The organism is Microbacterium sp. B35-04 (genome assembly GCF_010634885.1).
Taxonomy (GTDB): domain Bacteria; phylum Actinomycetota; class Actinomycetes; order Actinomycetales; family Microbacteriaceae; genus Microbacterium.
Genome location: NZ_MWLP01000011.1, coordinates 32032 through 53415 on the forward strand (window position 1 = coordinate 32032; position 21384 = coordinate 53415).

The window sequence follows — 21384 nt, forward strand, 5'->3', positions numbered from 1 at the left end:
TCTAGTTCGGCCGCGGCATCCGCTCGTCTCGTGCGAGACGGCTTGCGTAACGGAGGGGACGATCGGCCCCATCGTGTGCACGGCGTCGCTTGCGCAGCTCGGCTCAGGCGGCCGCCGTCGCCGCAGTGCGCGTGCGCGTGGCTGTGATCGTGGCGAACCCCCGCGCGGAGAGGATGCTCTCGGTCCGGCGCATGATCTCGTCGCCCGTGACGGCGGCGAGCCCGCCGCGGGCCGGGATGGCCGAGGTCGTCGTGGCGTCGGTGACGAACTCGACGTCGAAGCCGAGGTCAGCGGCGACGCGCGCCGTCGTCTCGCAGCACTGCTCGGTGCGGATGCCGCAGATCACGACGCGTCGGATCCCGGCACCCTCCAGCCGCGCCTGAAGATCGGTCGACGTGAAGGCGTTGATCGTCGTCTTCGTGACCGCTGCCTCGTCCTCCCCCGGCCCGAGTTCGGAGATCACGCGCACGAATCCGACCGCGGGGTCGAACACTCCTCCGCTCAGCGGCTCGGAGTGGGTGATCCACACGACCGGGTCGCCGATCGCACGTGCATGCTCGACGAGGCGGGCGATGTTGTCGAGCACGGCAGGGTTCGCGGTGGCAGCCCAGTCGCTGGTGCGCTGGCGGAAGGACTCTTGTGCGTCGATGACGAGAAGGGCGGTGTCGGAAGATGCAGTCATGCGCTCAGCATCCGCCCGTGCGCTGAGCCCCTCAAGGCGCGGAACAGCCAACGACGGGAGGGATCGCGCCAGCCCATCGCCTTCGGGCCTGTGCTGCGCTCGACGATCTTCGGCCGCGGCATCCGCTCGTCTCGTGCGACAGTCGCGCCGAACCAGGGGATTCCCGCCGAACCAGGGGACGTCGCCCTCGGTCTCGGCTAGAATCCCCTGGCTCGGCGAGATCCTCACCGAGAAACGGTTGACGGATGCTGCATCCCGGGCGTAACGTACAACCAAATGGTTGTACGAATTGAACTCACCGATGACGAGACCGATCGCGTGTTCCACGCGCTCGCGACGGCGACGCGGCGTGACATCCTGCGCCGTGCGATCGAGCGCGAGCACTCGGTCTCGGCGCTCGCCCGCGACTACGACATGTCGTTCGCGGCGGTGCAGAAGCACGTCGCCGTGCTCGAGGCGGCCGGGCTCATCGTCAAGCGCGCCGAGGGCCGCGAGCGGCTCGTCCGTGCGGATCCGGCGATGATCGCCCGCGCGCGTGCGCTGCTGGGGCACTACGAAGACATGTGGCGCGGGCGCATCGACCGGCTCGACGCACTCCTGGCGGGCCCCCGTGGGTCGGGGCCGCCGATTGCGCACCCCGGCCCCGATGAATCCACGACGCAGGAATCCACGACGCAGGAATCACCCACGCAAGGAGAATGACAATGCCTGTCACCGATGTCACCACCGACGCGGAAGCGCTCACCATGACGATCACGGCCGAGTTCCCGGCCCCGGTCGAGCGGCTCTGGGAGGTCTTCACCGACCCCCGCCAGCTCGAGCGCTTCTGGGGCCCGCCCGGATACCCCGCGACCTTCACGTCGTTCGACCTCACCGTCGGCGGCCGCGCGCGCTATCTCATGACCAGTCCACAGGGCGAGAAGTATCACGCGACCTGGGAGTTCCTCGAGATCAATGGCCCCCGCTCGCTCGCGGTGCTGGACTCGTTCGCCGATGAGAACGGCGACGTGCGCGAAGACATGCCGACCTCGCGCATGACACTCGCCTTCGAGCCCACATCATCCGGCGCGCGGCTCGAGAGCGTCACGCGCTTCACGTCGGCCGAGGCGCTGGAGCAGGTCGTGGCGATGGGGATGATCGAGGGTTCGACGATGGCGATCAACCAGCTCGACCGGGTGCTGCAGGGCCTGCGCGACTACGCCGCCGGCAAGGGCACGCAGACCGAGATCCTCGACGACACGCATGTGCGGATCACCCGCCTCATCGAGGGCCCGATCGACCTGGTCTGGCGCGCCCACCAGGAGCCCGAGCTCCTCGAGAAGTGGATGCTCGGCCCCGACGGCTGGCGGATGTCGGTGTGCGAGGTCGATCCTGCCGTCGGCGGTCGTTACCGCTACGAGTGGGAGCCCCTCGAGGGCACCGAGGGCGAGCGTTTCGGGTTCGACGGCGAGACCGTGCTGTCGGAGGCGCCGCGTCGTGCCGTCACCACCGAGCACATGACGGGCACCGACTACCCGTCGACGCTCAACGACCTCAACCTCGAGGAGGAGGACGGCGCCACGCTCATCACGCTGCTCATCGAGTACCCCGACAAGGAGACGCGCGACATCGTGCTCGCCACCGGCATGACCGACGGCATGGAGACCAGCTACGCACGCCTCGAGGGTGTGCTGGCCGCCGTCTGACGGTCGACACGGAGACGATGATGACCGAGGACACCGTCACGCGTGCCGTGACCACCCACGTCGTGGGCGCCGGAGACGACGTCATCACCTACGACATCCACGGCGACCTGGCGGAGGCGACGGTCGATCGGCCCGCGCTGTTCCTCTTCGCCGGGCCGATGGACGCGAGCGGGCTCGCGCTCCTCGCTGCGTGCATCACGGACAGACCGGTGGTGACGTACGACCCGCGCGGCGCCGGGCGCAACCCTGTCGGCGCCGCCGACATCGCGGTCGAGCAGCACGCGTCCGATCTGCACCGTGTCATCGCGGCGCTCGGTGTGGGCCCCGTCGATGCCTTCGGCACCAGCGGCGGGGCGGTGCACCTGCTCGCGCTCGCCGCCGCCCACCCGGGCGACGTGCGTATCGCGGTCGCGCACGAGCCGCCGGTCGCCGAGCATCTCGCCGACCGCGACGCAGTGCTCGCCGTGATTGCCGACATGAAACGCACCTACGGCGAAAAGGGCGACGGCGCCGCGATGGCGAAGTTCATCCCCTTCGTGATGCTCGACGGACCGGTGCCCCATGGCTACCTCGACGGGCCCGCGCCCGACCCCGCGATGTTCGGCATGTCGTCCGAGGACGACGGCGCCCGCACGAATCCGCTGATGCGGAACATGCCGGCGACCATCGCGTACCGCATCGACGTCGACGCGTTGCGAGCGCGGGGCGAACGCCTCGTCGTCGCGGTCGGCGTGGAGTCCGGCGACGCGTTGGCCGCACGCGGGGGCCGTTCGGTCGCCGCCGCCGTAGGCGTACCGGTGGCGGACTTCCCCAGCCACCATGCCGGCTTCACCGATCAGCCGGGCTACCCCGGCGACCCGGCGGGTTTTGCCGCCCGCCTTCAGGAGGTTCTCGGTTGACGTATGAGGCCCCCGGCGTCGCGGCGCCACGAGTTCGACGGCGAGAACCTGCTACCCGCGCCCCGGAGGGCGTGCTCGCCGCGGTGTGACCGGAGAAAGGGAGACGACGATGGCTATGACGTTCGACGTGGAAGTGAGCCGCGAGTTCGAGGCCCCGATCGAGCGCGTCTGGGCGGCGTGGACCACGCCCGCCGACCTGCGGGGGTGGTGGGGACCGGAGGGGTTCACGTGCCCTCGCGCGGAAGCCGACATCCGGGTCGGCGGCGCGATCATCGTGACGATGCGGGCGCCGGCGGAATGGGGTGGAGCCGACTACCACAACCGCTGGGACATCACCGACCTCGAGGCGCCGACGACCCTGCGCTACATCATGCGATTCTGCGACGAGGACGGCACGCCGATCACACCGGCTGAGGCCGGAGTCCCCACGGCGACGACCGAAGACGGCCGCCACGAGGTGACGTTGACCGACCTCGGCGACGGGCGCACCCGCCTCGACATGGTCGAGCACGGCTACCTGACCGCCGAGGCGCGGGACATGTCCCGCATGGGTCTGGAGCAGTGCCTCGACAAGATGCAGCGCCTGGTCGCATCCCAGCCGTGAACGAGAAGGGGACGGATGCCGCGGCATCCGTCCCCTCTTCTCGAAGTCAGCTCAGACGCTGCGGAACCGGTTCACCATCGGGCAGTCGAACGGGTCGCGGGCCGCGAGGCCGACGCGGTTGAGGTACGCGATGACGATGCCGTACGACTGGATCAGGCTGGTCTCGGTGTAGGGCACGCCGCGTGTGCGGCACTGCTCCATCACGATCTCGCGGGTCTTGGCCAGGTGCGGGCGGGCCATGCTCGGGAAGAGGTGGTGCTCGACCTGGTAGTTGAGGCCGCCCATGAGCATCGTCGCCCACCAGCCGCCACGGATGTTGCGCGAGGTGCGCACCTGCTTGGAGAAGAAGTCGAGCTTCGCGTCGGCCGCGATGATCGGCATGCCCTTGTGGTTCGGCGCGAACGAGGCGCCCATGTACACGCCGAACACGGCCAGCTGCACGCCGAGGAAGGCGAACGCCATGCCGACCGGCAGGAACAGGAAGAGCGGCGTGAGGTAGAGCGCGAAGCGCACGGCGATCAGCGACAGCTCGATCCAGCGGCCCTTGACCTCGCCGCGCGAGAGCAGGTGCTTGAGGCCGAGGAAGTGCAGGTTCAGACCCTCGAGCGTGAGCAGCGGGAAGAACAGCCAGCCCTGCTTGCGGGTGATGAGCGCGCCCAGGCGGCTCACCTTCGCGGCATCCTCCTCGAGGAAGCGGATCGTGTCGACCTCGATGTCGGGGTCCTTGCCGACGCGGTTGGGGTTCGCGTGGTGGCGGTTGTGCTTGTTGTTCCACCACGAGAGGCTGATGCCCACGATGCCGGAGGCGAGGACGCGGCCCAGCCGGTCGTTCGCCGGTCCGGAGGCGAGGATCTGCCGGTGGGCGGCCTCGTGCGCGAGGAACGAGACCTGGGTGAAGATGACGCCCAGCGCGCCGGCGATCAGCAGCTGGTACCAGGTGTCGCCCAGCAGGATGAATCCTGTGATCGCGCCGCCGAGGGCGAGCACGAGTGCGGCGCCGACGAGCGCGTAGAACCACTGGGCCCGCGCGAGCAGGCCGGTCTCGCGTACTACCTGCGACACCTCGGTATAGGCCCGCGCGACGGGGGGAAAGGTCTCGGAGCCGGCATAGGTCTGACGGACCGGGCCCAGACGGGCGACCTCAGGTGCGACAGCGGTGATGGTGGCGATGATCGCACCTGCTCTGGTCGATTGCCGACCGCCTGGTCGACGCGAAGCGACAGACGAATGCCGGTCGCTAGGGCCCACACTACGCAGGTGCATATGACCGCAGGGGAATGGGCTGACGATGCCCAGCATGTTGGGGGTGCATGCCCAGGCGCAACCCCCTTGACAGGGCTTGGCGCCGCCGCCGACGAGCGCCAGGGCCTCGGCTGACGCTGACGCGGCCAGCCCCGGTCAGGGAGGCGTCGCCGCGTCAGGCGGGGTCGGGGGTGTCGGTGAGCAGGCGGTAGCCCATGCCCGACTCGGTGAGCAGGTGCGAGGGGTGGCCGGGGTCGGCCTCGAGCTTCTTGCGCAGCTGTGAGATGTAGAGCCGCAGATAGCCGGTGTCGGCCACCTGCTCGGTGCCCCAGATGTCTTTGAGCAGGGCCTGCCGGGTGACGAGCGACCCGGGGTTGCGGGCGAGGAACTCGAGGATGCGCCACTCCGTCGGCGTCAGATGGACGCGCTCGCCGCTGCGGGTGACGGTCTTCGTCGAGAGGTCGACGACGACGTCGCCGAAGGTCACGACGGGAACTCCGGATGCCGCGCCCACGCGCCGTGACAGTGCCCGCAGCCGTGCGAGCAGCTCGTCGATCTGGAACGGCTTGGTGACGTAGTCGTCGGCGCCGGCATCCAGCGCCTCCACCTTGTCGGCCGAACCCGTGCGGCCCGACACCACGATGATCGGGGCCGTCGTCCAGCCGCGCAGCGCCTGGATGACCTGCACACCGTCGAGCCGCGGCATCCCGAGGTCCACCATCACGATCTCGGGATGCTCCTTGGCCGCCAGTGCCACCGCCGACGCCCCGTCGGGAGCGGCGACGACCTCGTAGCCGTGGGCGGCGAGGGTGATGCGGAGAGCCCGGACGAGCTGCGGATCGTCGTCGGCGATGAGCACCTTCACGACAGGTCATTCATGAGAGCGGCCTCTCTTCGGCGTGGAGGGGGTCGGCCACGGGCAGCGAGATGACCATGGTGAGGCCGCCTCCCGGAGTGTCTTCGGTGGCGAGCGTACCGCCCATGCCCTCGGTGAAGCCCTTGGACAAGGCGAGCCCGAGACCGAGGCCGGCGGTGTTGTCGGTGTCGCCGAGTCTCTGGAACGGCGTGAACATGTCGTCGCGGCGATCGGGCGAGACCCCGCTGCCGTGGTCGACGACCCGGATCTCGGCGGTGCCCCCGAGGCGGCTCGTCGTCACCCGGACGCGGCTGCCGGCGGGCGCGTAGCGGGCGGCGTTCGCCAGCACATTCACGAGCACGCGCTGCAGGAGCACCGGGTCCGCCTCGACGGACGGAAGCTCCGGGTCGAGGGCGAGCTCGAACCGGTCGGGCCCGGCGCCCAGCTCGTCGAGCGCGGCGAGCACGACTCCCGCGCTGTCGACCGCCTGCAGCGAGACGGCGAGCACCCCTGCCTGCACGCGGCTGACGTCGAGCAGATCGGTGACCAGTGCCGACAGCGTCGTGAGCGACTCGTCGGCTGTCGCGATCAGCTCGGCCCGGTCTTCGGGCGACAGGATCGCGCCGGAGGCGCGGAGCCCCCCGACCGCAGCCACGGCAGCCGCGAGCGGGCGGCGCAGATCGTGGCTCACCGCCGACAGCAGGGCGCTGCGCACCTGGTCGGTCTCGGCCAGCAGGCCGGCCCTGCGCGCGGCCGCCGTGAGGTCGGTGTGCTCGAGCGCGGCCGAGAGCTGCGCCGTCACCGCATCGACGAGGCGGCGCTCCGACGCGTCGAGCACGTGGCCGTGCAGCTCGAGCGTGGCCGGCGGGCCGCCGTTGTGGCGGGCGACGGTCACCGCATCGAAGCGCCCGTCGCGCACGGGCTCGCCGTCCGTGGCGAGCACTGAGCCGTCGGCATCCACGAGCCGCACTCCTGCGAGGCCGATCGATTCCCGCGTCCGTGCGATCAGTGCGGGCACCGCCGAGTCGCCGCGCAGGACGCTCCCGGCGACCGTCGCGAGCAGTTCGGCCTCGGCCTCGGCCCGTCGAGCGGCGCGGGCCGCGCGGGCCGCGCGGTCGACGATGAAGCTCACGAGCACCGCGATGACGACGTACAGCAGCAGGGCCCACACGTTCCGCGGATCGGCGATGCCGACCGTGTAGTACGGCGGCACGAAGAAGAAGTTGAGGGTGAGCCCTGACATGACCGCCGCGAAGACGGCCGGCCAGATCCCGCCGACGAGCGAGACCAGCACCACGAGGAGCTGGTACGCCAGGACGTCGCTCGTGATGGTCTCGTCGCTGCGGATGGAGACCAGCAGCCACGTCAGCAGGGGGCCGCCGACGATCGCCAGCAGGAAGCCGAGCAGTCGCCGCTTCATGCTGAGGGCGCCGCCGGTGATGCGCGGCAGCCGGAACCGGTCGCCGGCGGCGGCATGCGTCACGATGTGCACGTCGATGTCGCCGGACTCGCGGATCACGGTCGCGCCGATGCCTGGACCGGTCAGGGCGGCCGCGAGCCGCCCCCGGCGGCTCACCCCGATGACGAGCTGCGTCGCGTTCACCGAGCGGGCGAACTCCACGAGCGACCGGGGGACGTCGTCGCCGACGACCTGGTGGTACGTGCCGCCGAGCGACTCGACCAGTGCACGCTGGGCGGCGAGCGCGCCCGGGTCGCCGGCACGCAGACCGTCCTGGCTCGACACGTGCACCGCGAGCAGCTCGCCGCCGGCCGATCGCGCGGCGATGCGGGCACCGCGGCGCAGCAGCGTCTCGCCCTCCGCCCCGCCGGTGAGCGCGACGACCACGCGCTCGCGCGCCTGCCAGGCGCCTCTGATGCCGTGCTCGGCACGGTACCTCTTGAGCGCGCTGTCGACCTCGTCGGCGAGCCACAGCAGTGCGAGCTCGCGCAGCGCGGTCAGGTTGCCGAGCCGGAAGTAGTTCGACAGCGCCGCGTCGATCCGCTCCGCCGGGTACACCAGCCCGGCCGACAGGCGGTCGCGCAGTGACTGCGGCGACAGGTCGATCACCTCGACCTGATCGGCGGCCCGGACGACGGCATCCGGAACCGTCTCCTGCTGGGCGACGCCCGTGATCTGCTCGACCACCCCGCCGAGCGACTCGATGTGCTGCACGTTGACCGTCGTGATCACGTCGATGCCGGCGTCCAGGAGCGCGTCGACGTCCTGCCAGCGCTTGTGGTGGGGGAGCCCGGGAGCGTTGGTGTGGGCCAGCTCGTCGACGAGCGCGATCGCGGGATGCCGCGCGAGCACGCCCTCGAGATCCATGTCGGTCAGCTCGACCCCGCGATGCGAGATGGTCGTGCGGGGGACGACGGTGAGGCCCTCGACGAGGGCGGCCGTCGCGGCGCGGTCGTGCGTCTCGACGACGGCGATGACGACGTCGCGGCCGTCGTCGGCGAGGCGGCGGCCCTCTTCGAGCATCTCGTACGTCTTGCCGACTCCGGGCGCTGCCCCGAGCAGCACCCGCAGCTTGCCGCGCTTCATGTGGTCACCCTACGACCCTCCTGGTGGTGGCGATTCCGGTCGGTGTTCCAAAAGCGGGTCGGTGACCCGACACGCCGGGCCGCAGCATCCGATGCCGGCGTGTCGGCGTGACGGACCCGACTTTTCTTATGCTGACCGGAGGGGGACGGATGCCGTGGGCCGGGATCGGTCATGAGCCCAGGGCATCGAGCGCGAGGTTGAGCTCGAGCACACTCACGCGGGGCTCGCCGAGGTAGCCGAGGTCGCGCTGCTGGGTGTGGGCGTCGACGAGACGGCGTACGTCGGCCTCTTCCAGCCCGCGTGCGTCGGCCACACGGCCGACCTGCAGCTGGGCGTAGGCGGGGCTGATGTGCGGGTCCAGGCCGGAAGCCGATGCAGTGACGGCATCGGCCGGAACCTCGGACACATCGACGCCCTCGAGCTCGGCGATCGCGACCCGGCGGGCCCCGATGGACGCGACGAGGTCGGGGTTCTCGGGACCCAGGTTGGAGCCGCTCGAGGCGCCGCCGTCGTAGCCGTCACCGGCCGCCGAGGGACGCGACTGGAAGTATTCGGGCAGCGCCGCCCCCGAGGCATCCGCGAAGGACTGACCGATGAGCGCCGACCCGACGGTTTCGCCGCGGGCGTCGTGCACCGGCGAGGCGTTCGCCTGCCATGGCAGTGCCAGCTGCGCGATGCCGGTCACGACCAGCGTGTAGCCGACTCCGAGCACGAGGGTGAAGACGAGCATCGCGCGGACGGCGACGCCGGCGGTGCGGAGGGTGGTGCGGGTGGAAGTGGACATGGTGGTCTCCTGTCTGGCTCGAAGGGTCAGAAGCCCGGGATGAGGCTCACGACGAGGTCGATGAGCTTGATGCCGAGGAAGGGGGCGATCACGCCGCCCAGCCCGTACACGAGCAGGTTGCGGCTGAGGATCTGCGAGGCGCTCGCCGGCCGGTACGCCACACCCCGCAGGGCGAGAGGGATGAGGACCACGATGACGACGGCGTTGAAGATGATCGCGCTCGTGACCGCCGAGGCCGGCGAGCTCAGCTGCATCACGTTCAGCGCTGTAAGGCCCGGGAAGACGCCCATGAACATCGCCGGAATGATCGCGAAGTACTTCGCGATGTCGTTGGCGAGCGAGAAGGTCGTGAGGGCGCCGCGCGTGATGAGCAGCTGCTTGCCGATGCGCACGATGTCGATGAGCTTCGTCGGGTCGCTGTCGAGGTCGACCATGTTGCCGGCCTCCTTCGCCGCCGACGTGCCGGTGTTCATCGCGACGCCGACGTCGGCTTGCGCGAGCGCCGGAGCGTCGTTCGTGCCGTCGCCGGTCATGGCGACGAGGTTGCCGCCCCGCTGCTCGCGCCGGATGAGGGCCAGCTTGTCTTCGGGGGTCGCTTCGGCGAGGAAGTCGTCGACGCCGGCCTCCTTCGCGATCGCGGCCGCGGTCAGCGGGTTGTCGCCGGTGACCATGACCGTGCGGATGCCCATCGCGCGCAGCTCGTCGAACCGTTCACGCAGGCCTTCCTTGACGATGTCCTTGAGGTGCACGACGCCGAGCACCCGCGCTTCGGCGGCGGACTCCGTGGACGGGCGAAGGGTGGCGACGACGAGCGGCGTGCCGCCGGACTGCGCGATGGCGTCGGTCTCGGCGGTCAGCAGCGCGCGCGTCGGAGGGCTCACGGGAGCGCCGGATGCCTCGAGCCACGCCAGCACCGCCCAACCCGCGCCCTTGCGCACCTGGGTGCCGTCGGGCAGGTCGACGCCGCTCATGCGGGTCTGCGCTGTGAACGGCACCACGACGGACCCGGCGGGTTCGTCGACGGGTTCGTCGACCGCACCGCCGCGGGTCGCCGCGAGCTCGACCACCGAGACGCCCTCGGGGGTGGGGTCGGCCAGCGACGACAGCGCCGCCGCGTGCGCCAGTTCGGCATCGCCGACGCCTGGCAGCGCGACGAAGTCCGACGCCCGGCGGTTGCCGTGGGTGATCGTGCCGGTCTTGTCGAGGAGGAGGGTCGTGACGTCGCCCGCCGCCTCGACGGCCCGGCCCGACATCGCGAGCACATTGCGCTGCACGAGGCGGTCCATGCCGGCGATGCCGATCGCCGACAGCAGGGCGCCGATCGTCGTCGGGATGAGGCACACCAGCAGTGCCACGAGCACGGGGATGCTGACAGGGGCCGCGGCGTACGACGCGATCGGGTTGAGGGTGAGCACGACGATCACGAACACGATCGACAGACTCGCCAGCAGGATGCCGAGAGCGATCTCGTTGGGCGTCTTCTGGCGGCTCGCACCCTCGACGAGCGCGATCATGCGGTCGACGAACGTCTCGCCCGGCTTCGACGTGATGCGCACGACGATGCGGTCCGAGAGCACGCGGGTGCCTCCGGTGACCGCCGAGCGGTCGCCGCCCGACTCGCGCACGACCGGAGCCGACTCGCCGGTGATCGCCGACTCGTCGACCGTGGCGATGCCCGCGATGATGTCGCCGTCGCCGGGAATGAGTTCGCCGGCCGACACCACCACGACGTCGCCGAGCCGCAGGTCGGCCGAGGAGACCTCGACGACGTCGGCGCGGCCGGCCGCGGCATCCGTTGTCCGGACATCGCCGGTAACCAGGTGAGCCGTCGTCGACGTGCGGGTCTGGCGCAGCGTCGCGGCCTGCGCCTTGCCGCGGCCCTCGGCGACCGACTCCGCAAGGTTCGCGAACAGCACCGTGAGCCAGAGCCACACGGCGATGCCCCACGTGAAGCCGAAGGGCACCGCGGTGCCGCCGGATGGCTCGGGGCCGCCGAGGAACGGCTCGGCGATCGCGATGGCCGTCGTGAGTGCGGCGCCGACCCACACCAGGAACATGACGGGGTTGCGCCAGAGTGCGACCGGGTCGAGGCGCCGGAAGGCGCCGGGAAGAGCGGCCCACAGCTGCGCGGCGCCGAAGGCGCGGGAGGATGCCTCCGTCCGAGCAGGCTGGGGATGCCGGGCGGGACCCTGAACGGGGTCGGGCGTCGAGACGAGCGTGGAGGTGGACATGAGTCAGACGAGCCCTTCCGCCAGGGGAGCCAGCGTGAGAACGGGGAAGTAGGTGAGTGCGGTGATGACGACCGCGACGACGGCCAGCAGGCCGACGAACTGCGGGCGGTGGGTGGGCAGCGTGCCGGCGCTCGACGGCGTCGGCTTCTGGGCGGCGAGCGAGCCGGCGAGAGCCAGCACGAGCACGATCGGGACGAACCGGCCGAGCAGCATCGCCACGCCGAGCGCCGTGTTGAGCCAGGGGGTGTTGGCGGTGAGCCCGGCGAAGGCCGAGCCGTTGTTGTTGGCCGCTGACGTGAAGGCGTAGAGCACCTCGCCGAGGCCGTGCACGCCGGGGTTCCAGATCGACGTCGACTCGACATCCGCTCGGATCGCCGGGATGCCGAAGCTGAACGCCGTGCCGGCGAGCACGAGCACCGGGGTCACGAGGATGTACAGGCTCGCGAGCTTGATCTGCGCCGGGCCGATCTTCTTGCCGACGTACTCGGGGGTGCGGCCGACGAGGAGCCCGCCGACGAACACGGCGATGACGGCGAGCATGAGCATGCCGTAGAGCCCCGACCCCACGCCGCCCGGTGCGACCTCGCCGAGCATCATGTTGATCAATGGGATCATGCCGCCCAGCGCCGTGTACGAGTCGTGCATCGAGTTGACCGCGCCGGTCGAGGTGAGCGTGGTGGCACCGGCGAACAGCGTCGAGCCGAAGATGCCGAAGCGCGCCTCTTTGCCCTCCATCGCGGTGCCGGCGAGCTGCGGCGCGGTGCCCAGCCCGAGCGACTCGAGCCACGTCAGCGCGACGATCGAAACGACGGCGATCGACGCCATCACGGCGAGGATCGCGTATCCCTGCCGGTCATCGCCCACGATGCGGCCGAATGCGCGCGGCATCGCGACGGGGAGCGCGAGCAGCAGCAGGATCTCGAGCAGGTTCGACCATGGCGTGGGGTTCTCGAACGGGTGGGCCGAGTTCGCGTTGAAGAAGCCGCCGCCGTTGGTGCCGAGGAGCTTGATCGCCTCCTGCGAGGCGACCGGTCCACCCGGGATCACCTGCGTGCCGCCGGTCACCGTGGCGACCTCGGCGAAGCCGTTGGCGTTCTGCACGACGCCGGCGAGCACGAGTGCGATGGCCGAGACGACCGCCAACGGCAGCAGCAGACGGGTGAGACCGCGGGTCAGGTCGACCCAGAAGTTGCCGATGGTCGCCGAACCCCGCCGAGCGAAGCCGCGGACGAGCGCGACCGCGACCGCGATCCCGACGGCCGCCGACACGAAGTTCTGCACCGCGAGGCCGGCGAGCTGCACGGTGTAGCCCATCGTGAGCTCGGGCGAGTAGGACTGCCAGTTCGTGTTGGTGACGAACGAGATCGCGGTGTTGAAGGCGAGGCCCTCGGGCACCGCCGGCAGGCCGAGCGAGTACGGCAGCAGACCCTGCAGCCGCTGCAGCGCATAGACGAAGAGCACACCCACGATCGAGAACGCGAGCACGCCGCGGGTGTAGACCTGCCAGGTCTGCTCGGAGCGAGGATCGACGCCGACGAGCCGGTACAGCCCGCGCTCGACGCGCGCGTCCTTCTGGGTCGTGTAGACGTGCGCGATCCAGTCCCCGAGCGGCCGGTACAGCAGTGCGAGGATCAGCAGCAGGGTCGCCAGCTGCAGGATGCCGGTGAGCACGGTCGCGGCATCCATCAGAACTTCTCCGGGTTGACGAGGGCGACCAGCAGGTAGGCGATCGCCGCCAGGCCGAGGACTCCCGCGACGAGTGAGAAGACGATCATCGGCTCCCCTCCTCGCCGCGCATCGCGTCGTGCGGAGCGGTGGCCCGGTCAGGGGCCGCCAGCTTCTCGGCGCCCCGGGCGATCAGCCACACGAGCGCGAAGAGCGCGAGCGTCAGGGCGAGGTAGATGACATCGAGCACAGGAACTCCCGGATGGTGCGGTCCGCGCGGCGGACCCTGCGGTCGCCCGCGGTGCGGCGGGCGTGAATCCGATGCAACTCCCGAGCGGATGCCGCAGCCGCCGTCCTCACGGAATCCGAACGCCGCGCGGCCCGACGCTCACGGTCCCCAGGCGCTCCGCTCGAGTCCGACGTTGACGTGACGCCATTGTGATGTCACTCTGACGTCATGCAGATCGCCGGTCATGTCGAAGAGCTCCAGCGACAGCTCGCGGCGGCTTCGGCCACGGGTGGGACGGAGACCGCCGAAGTTGCCGCGCGTCTGGCCGCCGCGCTCGAGCCTGCCGCGCGGCTGGCGATCCTCGAGGCCCTGTCAGAGGCGGCGGGCGAGATCACGCGCGAGCTCGCGCCGGGCTCCGTCGATGTGCGCCTGCGCGGTCGCGAGGTCGACTTCGTCGTGTCGCGCCCCGGCGCCGAGTCCGCCCCGACGGCAGCGAGCGCCAGCGGGCCGGTCACCGTCGCCTCGGCGTCGGCGGCGGCATCCGTCGACGACGCCGACGACGCCACCGCCCGCACGACCCTGCGGCTGCCGGACTCGCTCAAGGTCCGCGCCGAAGCCGCCGCCGCGGCGGAAGGACTGTCGCTCAACACCTGGCTCGTGCGCGCCGTGACGGCCGCGCTCGATCCGGCGTCGGACGCCCCGGCGCGCACGAGCGCGTCGTACATCGGCTGGGTGCGCTGAGGAAGGGCGTGCGCTGATGACGACGTTTCCGGTGTCGGGTCCGGCCGCCTTGCGCATCGAACTGCAGATGGGGCGCATCGACGTCGTCGCCGAGCAGCGCCGCGACCTCGCGGTCGACGTGGGTCCGGCCAACCCGCATCGCAACGGCGACCGCAGCGCCGCCGACGCCGTGCGGGTGATCCACTCGGGATCCGACCTGCGCATCGTCGGCCCCGTGCGGTTCACCTTGTTCGGCTCAGGCGATTCGGTCGACGTCTCGGTGCGTGTGCCGACCGGTTCCGACGTGTCGCTGGCGCTCAAGTACGGGTCGATCCGCGTCGCCGGCGCGGTCGGCACCGCGCGCATCGCGCTCGACTACGGCGATGCCACCCTCGAGCGCACCGGCCGCGCCGACCTCGGTCTCGGCCATGGCGAGCTGCGGGTGGAGCACGTCCGCGGCGACGCGGACGTCAGCATCAGCTCGGGCCGTGCGCGCATCGGCATCGTGGATGGCGCACTGCGACTGAAGGGATCGGATGCCGGCATCGACGTCGGCTCCGTCTCGGGCGTCGCCGACATCGCGACCTCGAGCGGTGTCGTCCATCTCGGCGATCCCGGGCCGGCACTCACCGTCCGCTCGGCCTACGGGCCGGTGCGGATCGGCGACCTCAACGGCGGGACGGCACGGATCGAGGCGTCGTACGGCGCGGTGACGCTCGGCATCCGCTCGGGCACGGCGGTGTGGCTGGACGCGTCCAGCCAGCACGCCGCGGTGCGCAACGAGCTCGCCGCCGCCACCGGCCCGATCGAGGGCGAGGCCTCTCTGGAGCTGTACGCGCGCACGGGGTACGGCGACATCACCGTGCACCGCACGCACCCGGTCGCCGGCTGACGGCGTTCTTCGGCGTCAGGCGCGGGCGGCGGCGTCCTCGAACGCGACCCACGCGAGCATGGCGCACTTCACGCGGGCGGTGAACTTCGAGACGCCCGACAGCGCGGCGGCGTCGCCGTACACCTCTTCGTCGAGCGGGGTCTCGCCGCGTGAGCGCAGCGCCTCGCGGAAGCCCTCGACGAGAGCGGATGCCTCGGCCCGCGGCATCCGTCCCTCCTCTTCGATCAGCGCGGCGAGCATGGATGCCGAGGCCTGCGAGATCGAGCAGCCGGCGCCGTCCCACGTCACCTCGTCGACCGTGCTGCCGTCGTCGGACAGGCGGACGCGGAGCGTGATCTCGTCGCCGCAGATCGGGTTGCGCTGGTATGACATGGCGACCCGGCCGGTGTCGGCGGGGTCATCGGCGGCTCCGGCGGCGGTTTCGGTGGTGGCCGCGGCGAGGAGCACCTTGCCGTGCGGGCGCTTGGAGTGGTCGAGGATCAGCTCCTGGTACAGCGACTCGAGGCCGTTCATGCGCCGGCTCCGAAGAACCCGCGCACACCCGAGAGCGCGTCGAGGAACACGTCCACGTCGTCGGCGGTGTTGTAGAGCGCCGTCGACGCGCGCACCGACGCGGTGAGCCCGAATCGGCGGTGCAGGGGCTGGGCGCAGTGGTGCCCGACGCGCACCGCGACGCCGCGGGCGTCCAGGAACTGGCCGACGTCGTGCGCGTGGACGCCCTCGACGTCGAACGACCACAGTCCGACCCGCTCCGCGCCCGGCGCATCGCCGAGCAGGCGGATGCCGGGGATCGACCGCAGCCCCTCGCCCAGCCGGGCCTCCAGCGCCTTCTCGTGCGCGTGCAACGTGCTCATGCCGACGCCGTCGAGGTAGCGGACCGCGGCCGCGAGGCCGATCGCCTGCGACACCGGCTGCGTGCCCGCCTCGAACCGCTGCGGCGGCGGCAGGTACGAGGCCTCGTCGAGCGTCACCGTCGTGATCATCGACCCGCCGGTGAGGAACGGCGGCAGCGCCTCGAGCACGTCGGCGCGGCCGTAGAGGCCTCCGACGCCGTACGGTCCGAGCATCTTGTGGCCCGAGAACACCGCGAGGTCGACCCCGAGGCCCGGGAGGTCAAGGGGCAGATGTGGCGCGGACTGGCAGGCGTCGAGCACGGTCACTGCGCCGACGGACTGGGCCAGGGCGACGAGCTCGGCCACCGGGTTCACGATGCCCAGCACGTTCGAGACGTGCGTGAACGCGACGATGCGCGTGCGCTCACCAATGACGGCGGCTGCGGCATCCATGTCCAGCGTCCCGTCGTCGTGGACGGGGATGTGACGCAGCACGGCGCCGGTGCGGGCGGCGAGCTCCTGCCAGGGGATGAGGTTCGCGTGGTGCTCGGTCTCGGTCACGACGATCTCGTCGCCGGGCTGCAGCGCGAAGCGGGCGGATGCCGGAGCGCCGCGCCCGACCGACGCGTTGCCGATCGCGTAGGCCACGAGGTTGAGCCCGGCAGTCGCACCGCTGGTCCACACCAGCTGCTCGGGCCGTGCGCCGACGAAACCGGCGACGGTGGCGCGCGCGTCTTCGAAGAGCTCGGTCGCCTCGGCGGCGAGGGTGTGCGCGCCGCGGTGGACGGCGGAGTTCGCGCGGGTGAGGAAGTCCACCTCGGCGTCGATGACCGCCTGCGGCTTCTGGCTCGTCGCGCCCGAGTCGAGGTAGACCAGGCGCTCGCCGTTGACGCGCTCGCCGAGGATCGGGAAGTCCGCGCGGAGCGCCGCGGCGTCCAGGAGCGCGGCCGGCGAAGGGGCAGAAGCGGAAAGGGTCACCCTTCAAGGCTACGCGGGATGCCGCCGCCCGGCGCGGGCTCGCGTGACACCGTCGCGTGAGACGCCCGCGGTCAGCGCTGCGCCGGGACCGGCGGCTCAGCCCCGTCCGCCTTCTCGGGCGGTCCGGCCGGGCGGATGACCCGCCGGCCCACGCGATTGACCTCGGGCGCCGACATCCGACCCGCGCGGTCGTCGCCGGGAAGCGCCCGCGAGCGGCGCCCGTATATGAGCTCGGACGAATCCAGCAGCCACGGCACCAGCGTGATCGAGACGCCGTGCACCAGCATGAGCTGCTGCGCGATGCGGCGGGCGCGGCGGTTGTGCAGGATCGACTCCCACCAGTGGCCGACGATGTACTGCGGCAGGTAGACGGTGACCACCGCGGACCCGTTCTGCTGCCGGTATGCCTTGACGAACTCGGCGATCGGGCTGGCGTAGGTGCGGTACGGCGACTCGATGATCTTCAGCGGGATGGGCATGCGGTGCGCCCGCCATTCCGCCTCGAGGGCCGCGGAATCCTCCTTCGTCACCGAGATGTGCACCGCGAACGTCTTGTCGTGCTTGGCGGCCAGGGCGTAGTCGACCGCCTTCACGACCGGCTTCTGCAGCTTGTTCACGAGGATCAGGGCGACGTCGCCCGTCGAGCCGAAGTGGGTGCGGTCGTCCATCGCGATCTCGTGCTCGACGTCGCGGTAGTAGCGGTGCACGCCGATCATGAGGAACGACAGCACCGGGATCGCGAGGAAGATCAGCCACGCGCCGTGCGTGAACTTCGTGACGGTCACGATTATCAGGACGGATGCCGTCATGGTGGCGCCGAGCGAGTTGATGAACAGGCCCTTGCGCAGACCGAACAGCTCGGAGCGGACCGCCCTGCTGCTGCGCTCATCGGCGGGAAGCTCGCGGATCGCCTTCAGCCCCCGCCGCCAGTGCCGGATCATGCCGATCTGACCGAGCGTGAACGAGACGAAGACGCCGATGATGTACAGCTGGATGAGGTTCGTCAGGTTCGCCTGGTAGACGATGAGCACGCCGATCGCGACCAGGCCCAGGATGATCATGCCGTTGGAGTACACCAGGCGGTCGCCGCGGGTGTTGAGCGCCTTGGGTGCGTAGCCGTCGCGGGCGAGCACCGACCCCAGCAGCGGGAACCCGTTGAACGCCGTGTTCGCCGCGAGCAGCAGCACGATCGCGGTCGCGGCCTGGATGACGAAGAACGGGATCGAGTTCATGCCGAACACGGCCGACGACACCTGCGCCATGAGGCTCGGCTGCGGGTTCGCGCAGTCGAAGCCGATGAGGTCGCAGGGGTTCTCGGCGTAGTGCACGCCCGCCACCAGCGCGATGGCGGTGAGCCCGGAGAAGAGGAGGATCGCGATCCCGCCCATGAGCGCGAGCGTGGTCTGCGCGTTGCGCACCTTGGGCGTGCGGAACGCCGGCACGCCGTTCGAGACGGCCTCGACGCCCGTCAGCGCCGAGCAGCCGCTCGAGAACGCCCGCAGCACCAGCAGGATGACGGCCGCCTGGGTGAGGTCCTGGGTCTCGACCGCGTAGTGCGCGCTCGACGCCACCGGCGGTTCGCCCATCACGACCTGGAACAGTCCGACGACGATCATGACCCCGACCGACCCGATGAAGACGTACGTCGGGATCGCGAACGCGCGTGAGGCCTCGCGCACGCCCCGCAGGTTCATGAGGACGATCAGGATGACGAAGCCCACGGCCATCTCGACGCGGAACGGGTTGAGACCCGGCAGCGCCGAGATGATGTTGTCGACGCCGGAGGCCACCGACACCGCGACGGTGAGGGCGTAGTCGACCGCGAGAGCCGCGGCCACGACCACGCCCGGGATCTCGCCCAGGTTCTTGCGGGCGACCTCGTAGTCGCCGCCGCCGGACGGGTAGGCCTTGATGAGCTGTCGGTAGCTGATCACCACGACGGTGAGGAGCACCACCACCGCGGCCGCGATCCACGGGGCGAAGGCGAGGAACGCCAGGCCACCGGTCAGGAGGATGAGGAGGAGCTCCTGCGGCGCGTAGGCGACGGACGACAGCGCGTCGGAGGCGAAGATCGGCAGCGCCCTCTTCTTCGGAAGCAGGTGCTCGTCGGTATCGGTGGACGCCAGGGGATCGCCCAGGATGAGGCGCTTGGCCTTCGGCGCCTCGTCTACCGACGGCTCACGGCTTTCGTTCGTCACGGCCCGTAACGCTACGCGCGAGGACTTCGCGAGGACGCATCCGGGCAGCGATCCTCACGGAATCCATGCACCGGGCGGACACGGTCGGCACCGGCCGCACCCGGGGCAGCGGCCGCAGCGGGGTGACGGATTCCGCGACCCGCGGCATCCGCTCGCCCTCAGGCGGTGGGGGCGTCGAGGAACTCCCGCGCGGCGACCACGAGCGCGTCGACGCCGCGGCTCAGCGTGGGCTGCAGCACGGGCGCGAAGAAGGGCGAGTGGTTGGTGGGGATGTCGCGCTCGACCGTGCCGGCGGCGAACGCCTCGGCGAACGCTGCGGCGTCGGCACCGCCCCAGAACCAGAAGACCAGCGGAACACCGGCCTCGCGGGCGAACCACGACACGTCCTCACTGCCGGTGAACATGCCGGGGTCGATGACGGTGCCCTCGCCGAACGCGGCGTCGAAGGCGGCGGTGAGACGTTCGGTCGCGGCGACATCGTTGATCGTCGGCGGAAGCGTGTGGTCGGTGACGATCACCGGGGGGTGCTCGGCGCCGGACGCCTGGGCCTCGGCACGCACGATGCGTTCCACCTTCTCGAGCACGCGGGCGCGCGCCTCGTCGTCGGGGTAGCGCAGGCTCAGCTCGAGCTTCGCCTCGGCGGGGATGATGTTGTTCTTGAGGCCGGCGTGGATCGAGCCGACGGTGACGACGGCGACGTCGCGCGGGTCGACCTCGCGCGACACGATGGTCTGCAGGCGCATGACGGTGGCCGCCGCCATCACGACCGGGTCGATGGTCGCCTGGGGCCGGGAGCCGTGGCCGCCCCGACCCAGCAGGGTGACGGTGAGTCCGTCGGATGCCGCCATCTGCGTGCCGCTGCGGACGCCGATGGTTCCCGCGGGCAGCGGCGTGACGTGCTGGCCGAGCACGATGTCGGGCTTCGGGAAGCGGTCGAGCACGCCGTCCGCGATCATCGCCTGCGAGCCGGCGCCGTACTCCTCGGCAGGCTGGAAGACGGCGACGACAGTGCCCGACCACTCGTCCTTCGTGGCGACCAGTCGCTCGAGCGCTCCGAGCAGCGCGGTGACGTGCATGTCGTGGCCGCACGCGTGCATCACCGGCACGTCGTTGCCGGACGGGTCGGTGCCGCGGGCGGTGCTGGCGTACTCGAGGCCGGTCTGCTCGGGCACGGGCAGGGCGTCCATGTCGGCGCGGAGCCACACGACGGGGCCCTCGCCGTTGCGGATCACGGACGCGACGCCGGTCTTGCCGATGCCCTCCTCGAACTCGATGCCCAGTTCGGTGAGGCGCTGCGTGATCACACCCGCCGTGCGGGTCTCCTGGAAGGACAGCTCCGGATGCCGGTGCAGATCGATGTAGAGCGCTTCGAGGTCGAGGGTCATGGGCTCGAGCCTATCCGCGGCATCGCGGGCCTGCCGCCCGGCTCACGCGTCGCGACGCGCGCCTACGAAGCGGGCGTTGCCGCATGCGGTTTAGGTGTCACGACGCGTGGTGTCGAGGCGAGCGTTGCGGCGTGTTGTGACCCCCGGAAGCGCCGCGGGGCGCCGGGCCTCGGTTGAGGTGTCACGACCTGTGGTTCGAGGCGAGAGCGCGAAAAAGTCGGGTCGGTGACGGCGACGCGCCGTGGATGCATGCCGGGTGCCGGCGTGTCGTGTGACGGGCCATGCTTTCGGCAGAACCGCGAGGGGTTCCGAGGGCCGGCCAAGGGGGTCAGGAGGGGAGGCGTGCGGTCGATGCGCGCACGATGAGCTCGTACGGCAGTTCTCCGGGCCGGTGCGGCGGTGCGTCGGAGTCGGCGGGTTCGAGGGCCTCGAGGATCGCGTCGGCGGCCCGCTCGCCCTGGCCGAGGGGGAACTGGTCGACCGTGGTCAGACGGAAGAACTCGCCGAGCTCGTGGCCGTCGATGCCGATGACCGAGAGGTCCTCGGGCACGCGGTAGCCGAGCTCGCGTGCGGCCAGCAGCGCCCCGATCGCCATCTCGTCGGATGCCGCGAAGATCGCGGTCGGCCGGCCGCCCGGCTTTCCGAGCAGCTGCTTGGCGGCGCGGAAGCCGCCCTCGATCGTGAAGTCGGCGGGCTCGAACAGTGACGGGCGGACGGTGATGCCGGCATCCGCCAGCGCCTGTTCGAAGCCCTGGCGACGCTGCGTCGGGATGTGGAAGTCGATGTCGAACTCGGGGCTCGCGCCGATGTGCGCGATCTCTCGGTGGCCGAGGGCGAGGAGGTGCTCGGTGGCCAGGCGGGCGACGGCGACGTCGTCGACCGTGACCCCGGTGGCCTCGCGCAGCGGCCGCAGGTCGAGGATGCACTCGTGCGCGACGAGGCCGTCCTCGCCGGTG

20 protein-coding genes are annotated in these 21384 nt (G+C 71.0%); 6 read left to right on the plus strand and 14 right to left on the minus strand.

The features are described from left to right. Positions 1-103 precede the first annotated feature (103 nt). A complete protein-coding gene (locus B1729_RS03265; RefSeq protein ID WP_163630658.1) occupies positions 104-682 on the minus strand; it encodes a cysteine hydrolase family protein in 579 nt (192 codons plus the stop codon). Positions 683-958: 276 nt separating this feature from the next. On the opposite strand from B1729_RS03265, the gene B1729_RS03270 reads away from it, so the two are divergent. From B1729_RS03270 to B1729_RS03285, 4 genes are all read left to right on the plus strand, one after another. After that, positions 959-1384 carry a metalloregulator ArsR/SmtB family transcription factor gene (locus tag B1729_RS03270; RefSeq protein ID WP_163617858.1) on the plus strand — a complete coding sequence of 142 codons (426 nt, stop codon included), beginning with the start codon at positions 959-961 and terminating at the stop codon, positions 1382-1384. Positions 1385-1386: 2 nt separating this feature from the next. Continuing rightward, the gene (locus B1729_RS03275) at positions 1387-2367 is read left to right on the plus strand and encodes an SRPBCC family protein (RefSeq protein ID WP_163617859.1); all 981 of its coding nucleotides are present in this window, start codon (positions 1387-1389) and stop codon (positions 2365-2367) included. A 20-nt stretch (positions 2368-2387) separates the two neighbouring features. Further along, positions 2388-3266 carry an alpha/beta hydrolase gene (locus tag B1729_RS03280; protein WP_163630660.1) on the plus strand — a complete coding sequence of 293 codons (879 nt, stop codon included), beginning with the start codon at positions 2388-2390 and terminating at the stop codon, positions 3264-3266. A 109-nt stretch (positions 3267-3375) separates the two neighbouring features. Continuing rightward, complete coding sequence (locus B1729_RS03285; RefSeq protein WP_163630662.1) at positions 3376-3870, plus strand: SRPBCC domain-containing protein; 495 nt, start codon at positions 3376-3378, stop codon at positions 3868-3870. 51 nt (positions 3871-3921) lie between these two features. On the opposite strand, the gene B1729_RS03290 is transcribed toward B1729_RS03285, so the two are convergent. From B1729_RS03290 to B1729_RS03325, 8 genes are all read right to left on the minus strand, one after another. Then, positions 3922-5043: an acyl-CoA desaturase gene (locus tag B1729_RS03290; RefSeq protein WP_239539352.1), complete on the minus strand. Its 1122-nt coding sequence runs from the start codon at positions 5041-5043 to the stop codon at positions 3922-3924. 244 nt (positions 5044-5287) lie between these two features. Continuing rightward, positions 5288-5977, minus strand: a complete 690-nt coding sequence (locus B1729_RS03295; protein WP_163617863.1) for a response regulator transcription factor — start codon at positions 5975-5977, stop codon at positions 5288-5290. 10 nt (positions 5978-5987) lie between these two features. After that, on the minus strand, positions 5988-8513 hold the full coding sequence (locus B1729_RS03300; RefSeq protein WP_163630666.1) for a DUF4118 domain-containing protein: 2526 nt from the start codon (positions 8511-8513) through the stop codon (positions 5988-5990). Positions 8514-8682: 169 nt separating this feature from the next. After that, positions 8683-9297 carry a potassium-transporting ATPase subunit KdpC gene (kdpC, locus tag B1729_RS03305; RefSeq protein WP_163630668.1) on the minus strand — a complete coding sequence of 205 codons (615 nt, stop codon included), beginning with the start codon at positions 9295-9297 and terminating at the stop codon, positions 8683-8685. Between the two features lie 26 nt (positions 9298-9323). Next, positions 9324-11528 carry a potassium-transporting ATPase subunit KdpB gene (gene kdpB / locus B1729_RS03310; protein WP_163630670.1) on the minus strand — a complete coding sequence of 735 codons (2205 nt, stop codon included), beginning with the start codon at positions 11526-11528 and terminating at the stop codon, positions 9324-9326. Positions 11529-11531: 3 nt separating this feature from the next. After that, the gene (gene kdpA, locus B1729_RS03315) at positions 11532-13214 is read right to left on the minus strand and encodes a potassium-transporting ATPase subunit KdpA (RefSeq protein WP_163630672.1); all 1683 of its coding nucleotides are present in this window, start codon (positions 13212-13214) and stop codon (positions 11532-11534) included. Further along, on the minus strand, positions 13214-13303 hold the full coding sequence (locus B1729_RS03320; protein ID WP_163630675.1) for a potassium-transporting ATPase subunit F: 90 nt from the start codon (positions 13301-13303) through the stop codon (positions 13214-13216). The genes kdpA and B1729_RS03320 overlap by 1 nt, the downstream gene beginning before the upstream one ends. Further along, positions 13300-13443 carry a hypothetical protein gene (locus B1729_RS03325; protein WP_163617869.1) on the minus strand — a complete coding sequence of 48 codons (144 nt, stop codon included), beginning with the start codon at positions 13441-13443 and terminating at the stop codon, positions 13300-13302. The genes B1729_RS03320 and B1729_RS03325 overlap by 4 nt, the downstream gene beginning before the upstream one ends. A gap of 207 nt (positions 13444-13650) precedes the next feature. Between B1729_RS03325 and B1729_RS03330 the strand changes: the two genes are divergently transcribed. Further along, entirely contained in the window at positions 13651-14163 is a 513-nt protein-coding gene (locus B1729_RS03330) for a toxin-antitoxin system HicB family antitoxin (RefSeq protein ID WP_163617870.1), read from the plus strand. A 16-nt stretch (positions 14164-14179) separates the two neighbouring features. After that, positions 14180-15034 (plus strand): DUF4097 family beta strand repeat-containing protein, encoded by an 855-nt coding sequence (locus B1729_RS03335; RefSeq protein ID WP_163630677.1) that lies wholly within the window; start codon positions 14180-14182, stop codon positions 15032-15034. Between the two features lie 15 nt (positions 15035-15049). Here the strand turns inward: B1729_RS03335 and sufU are convergent, their stop codons facing one another. The 5 genes from sufU to B1729_RS03360 all read right to left on the minus strand — a co-directional run. Next, positions 15050-15547, minus strand: coding sequence for a Fe-S cluster assembly sulfur transfer protein SufU (gene sufU / locus B1729_RS03340; RefSeq protein ID WP_163617872.1), 498 nt, complete (start codon positions 15545-15547; stop codon positions 15050-15052). Continuing rightward, a complete protein-coding gene (locus B1729_RS03345; protein WP_204318845.1) occupies positions 15544-16845 on the minus strand; it encodes a SufS family cysteine desulfurase in 1302 nt (433 codons plus the stop codon). Before B1729_RS03345 ends, sufU begins: the two co-directional genes overlap by 4 nt. 71 nt (positions 16846-16916) lie before the next feature. After that, entirely contained in the window at positions 16917-19043 is a 2127-nt protein-coding gene (locus B1729_RS03350) for an APC family permease (RefSeq protein ID WP_204260060.1), read from the minus strand. A gap of 158 nt (positions 19044-19201) precedes the next feature. Next, positions 19202-20428: an amidohydrolase gene (locus B1729_RS03355; RefSeq protein WP_163617873.1), complete on the minus strand. Its 1227-nt coding sequence runs from the start codon at positions 20426-20428 to the stop codon at positions 19202-19204. Positions 20429-20756: 328 nt separating this feature from the next. Then, positions 20757-21384: substrate-binding domain-containing protein (locus B1729_RS03360; protein WP_239539350.1), on the minus strand; the 628-nt coding region annotated here is incomplete at its 5' end.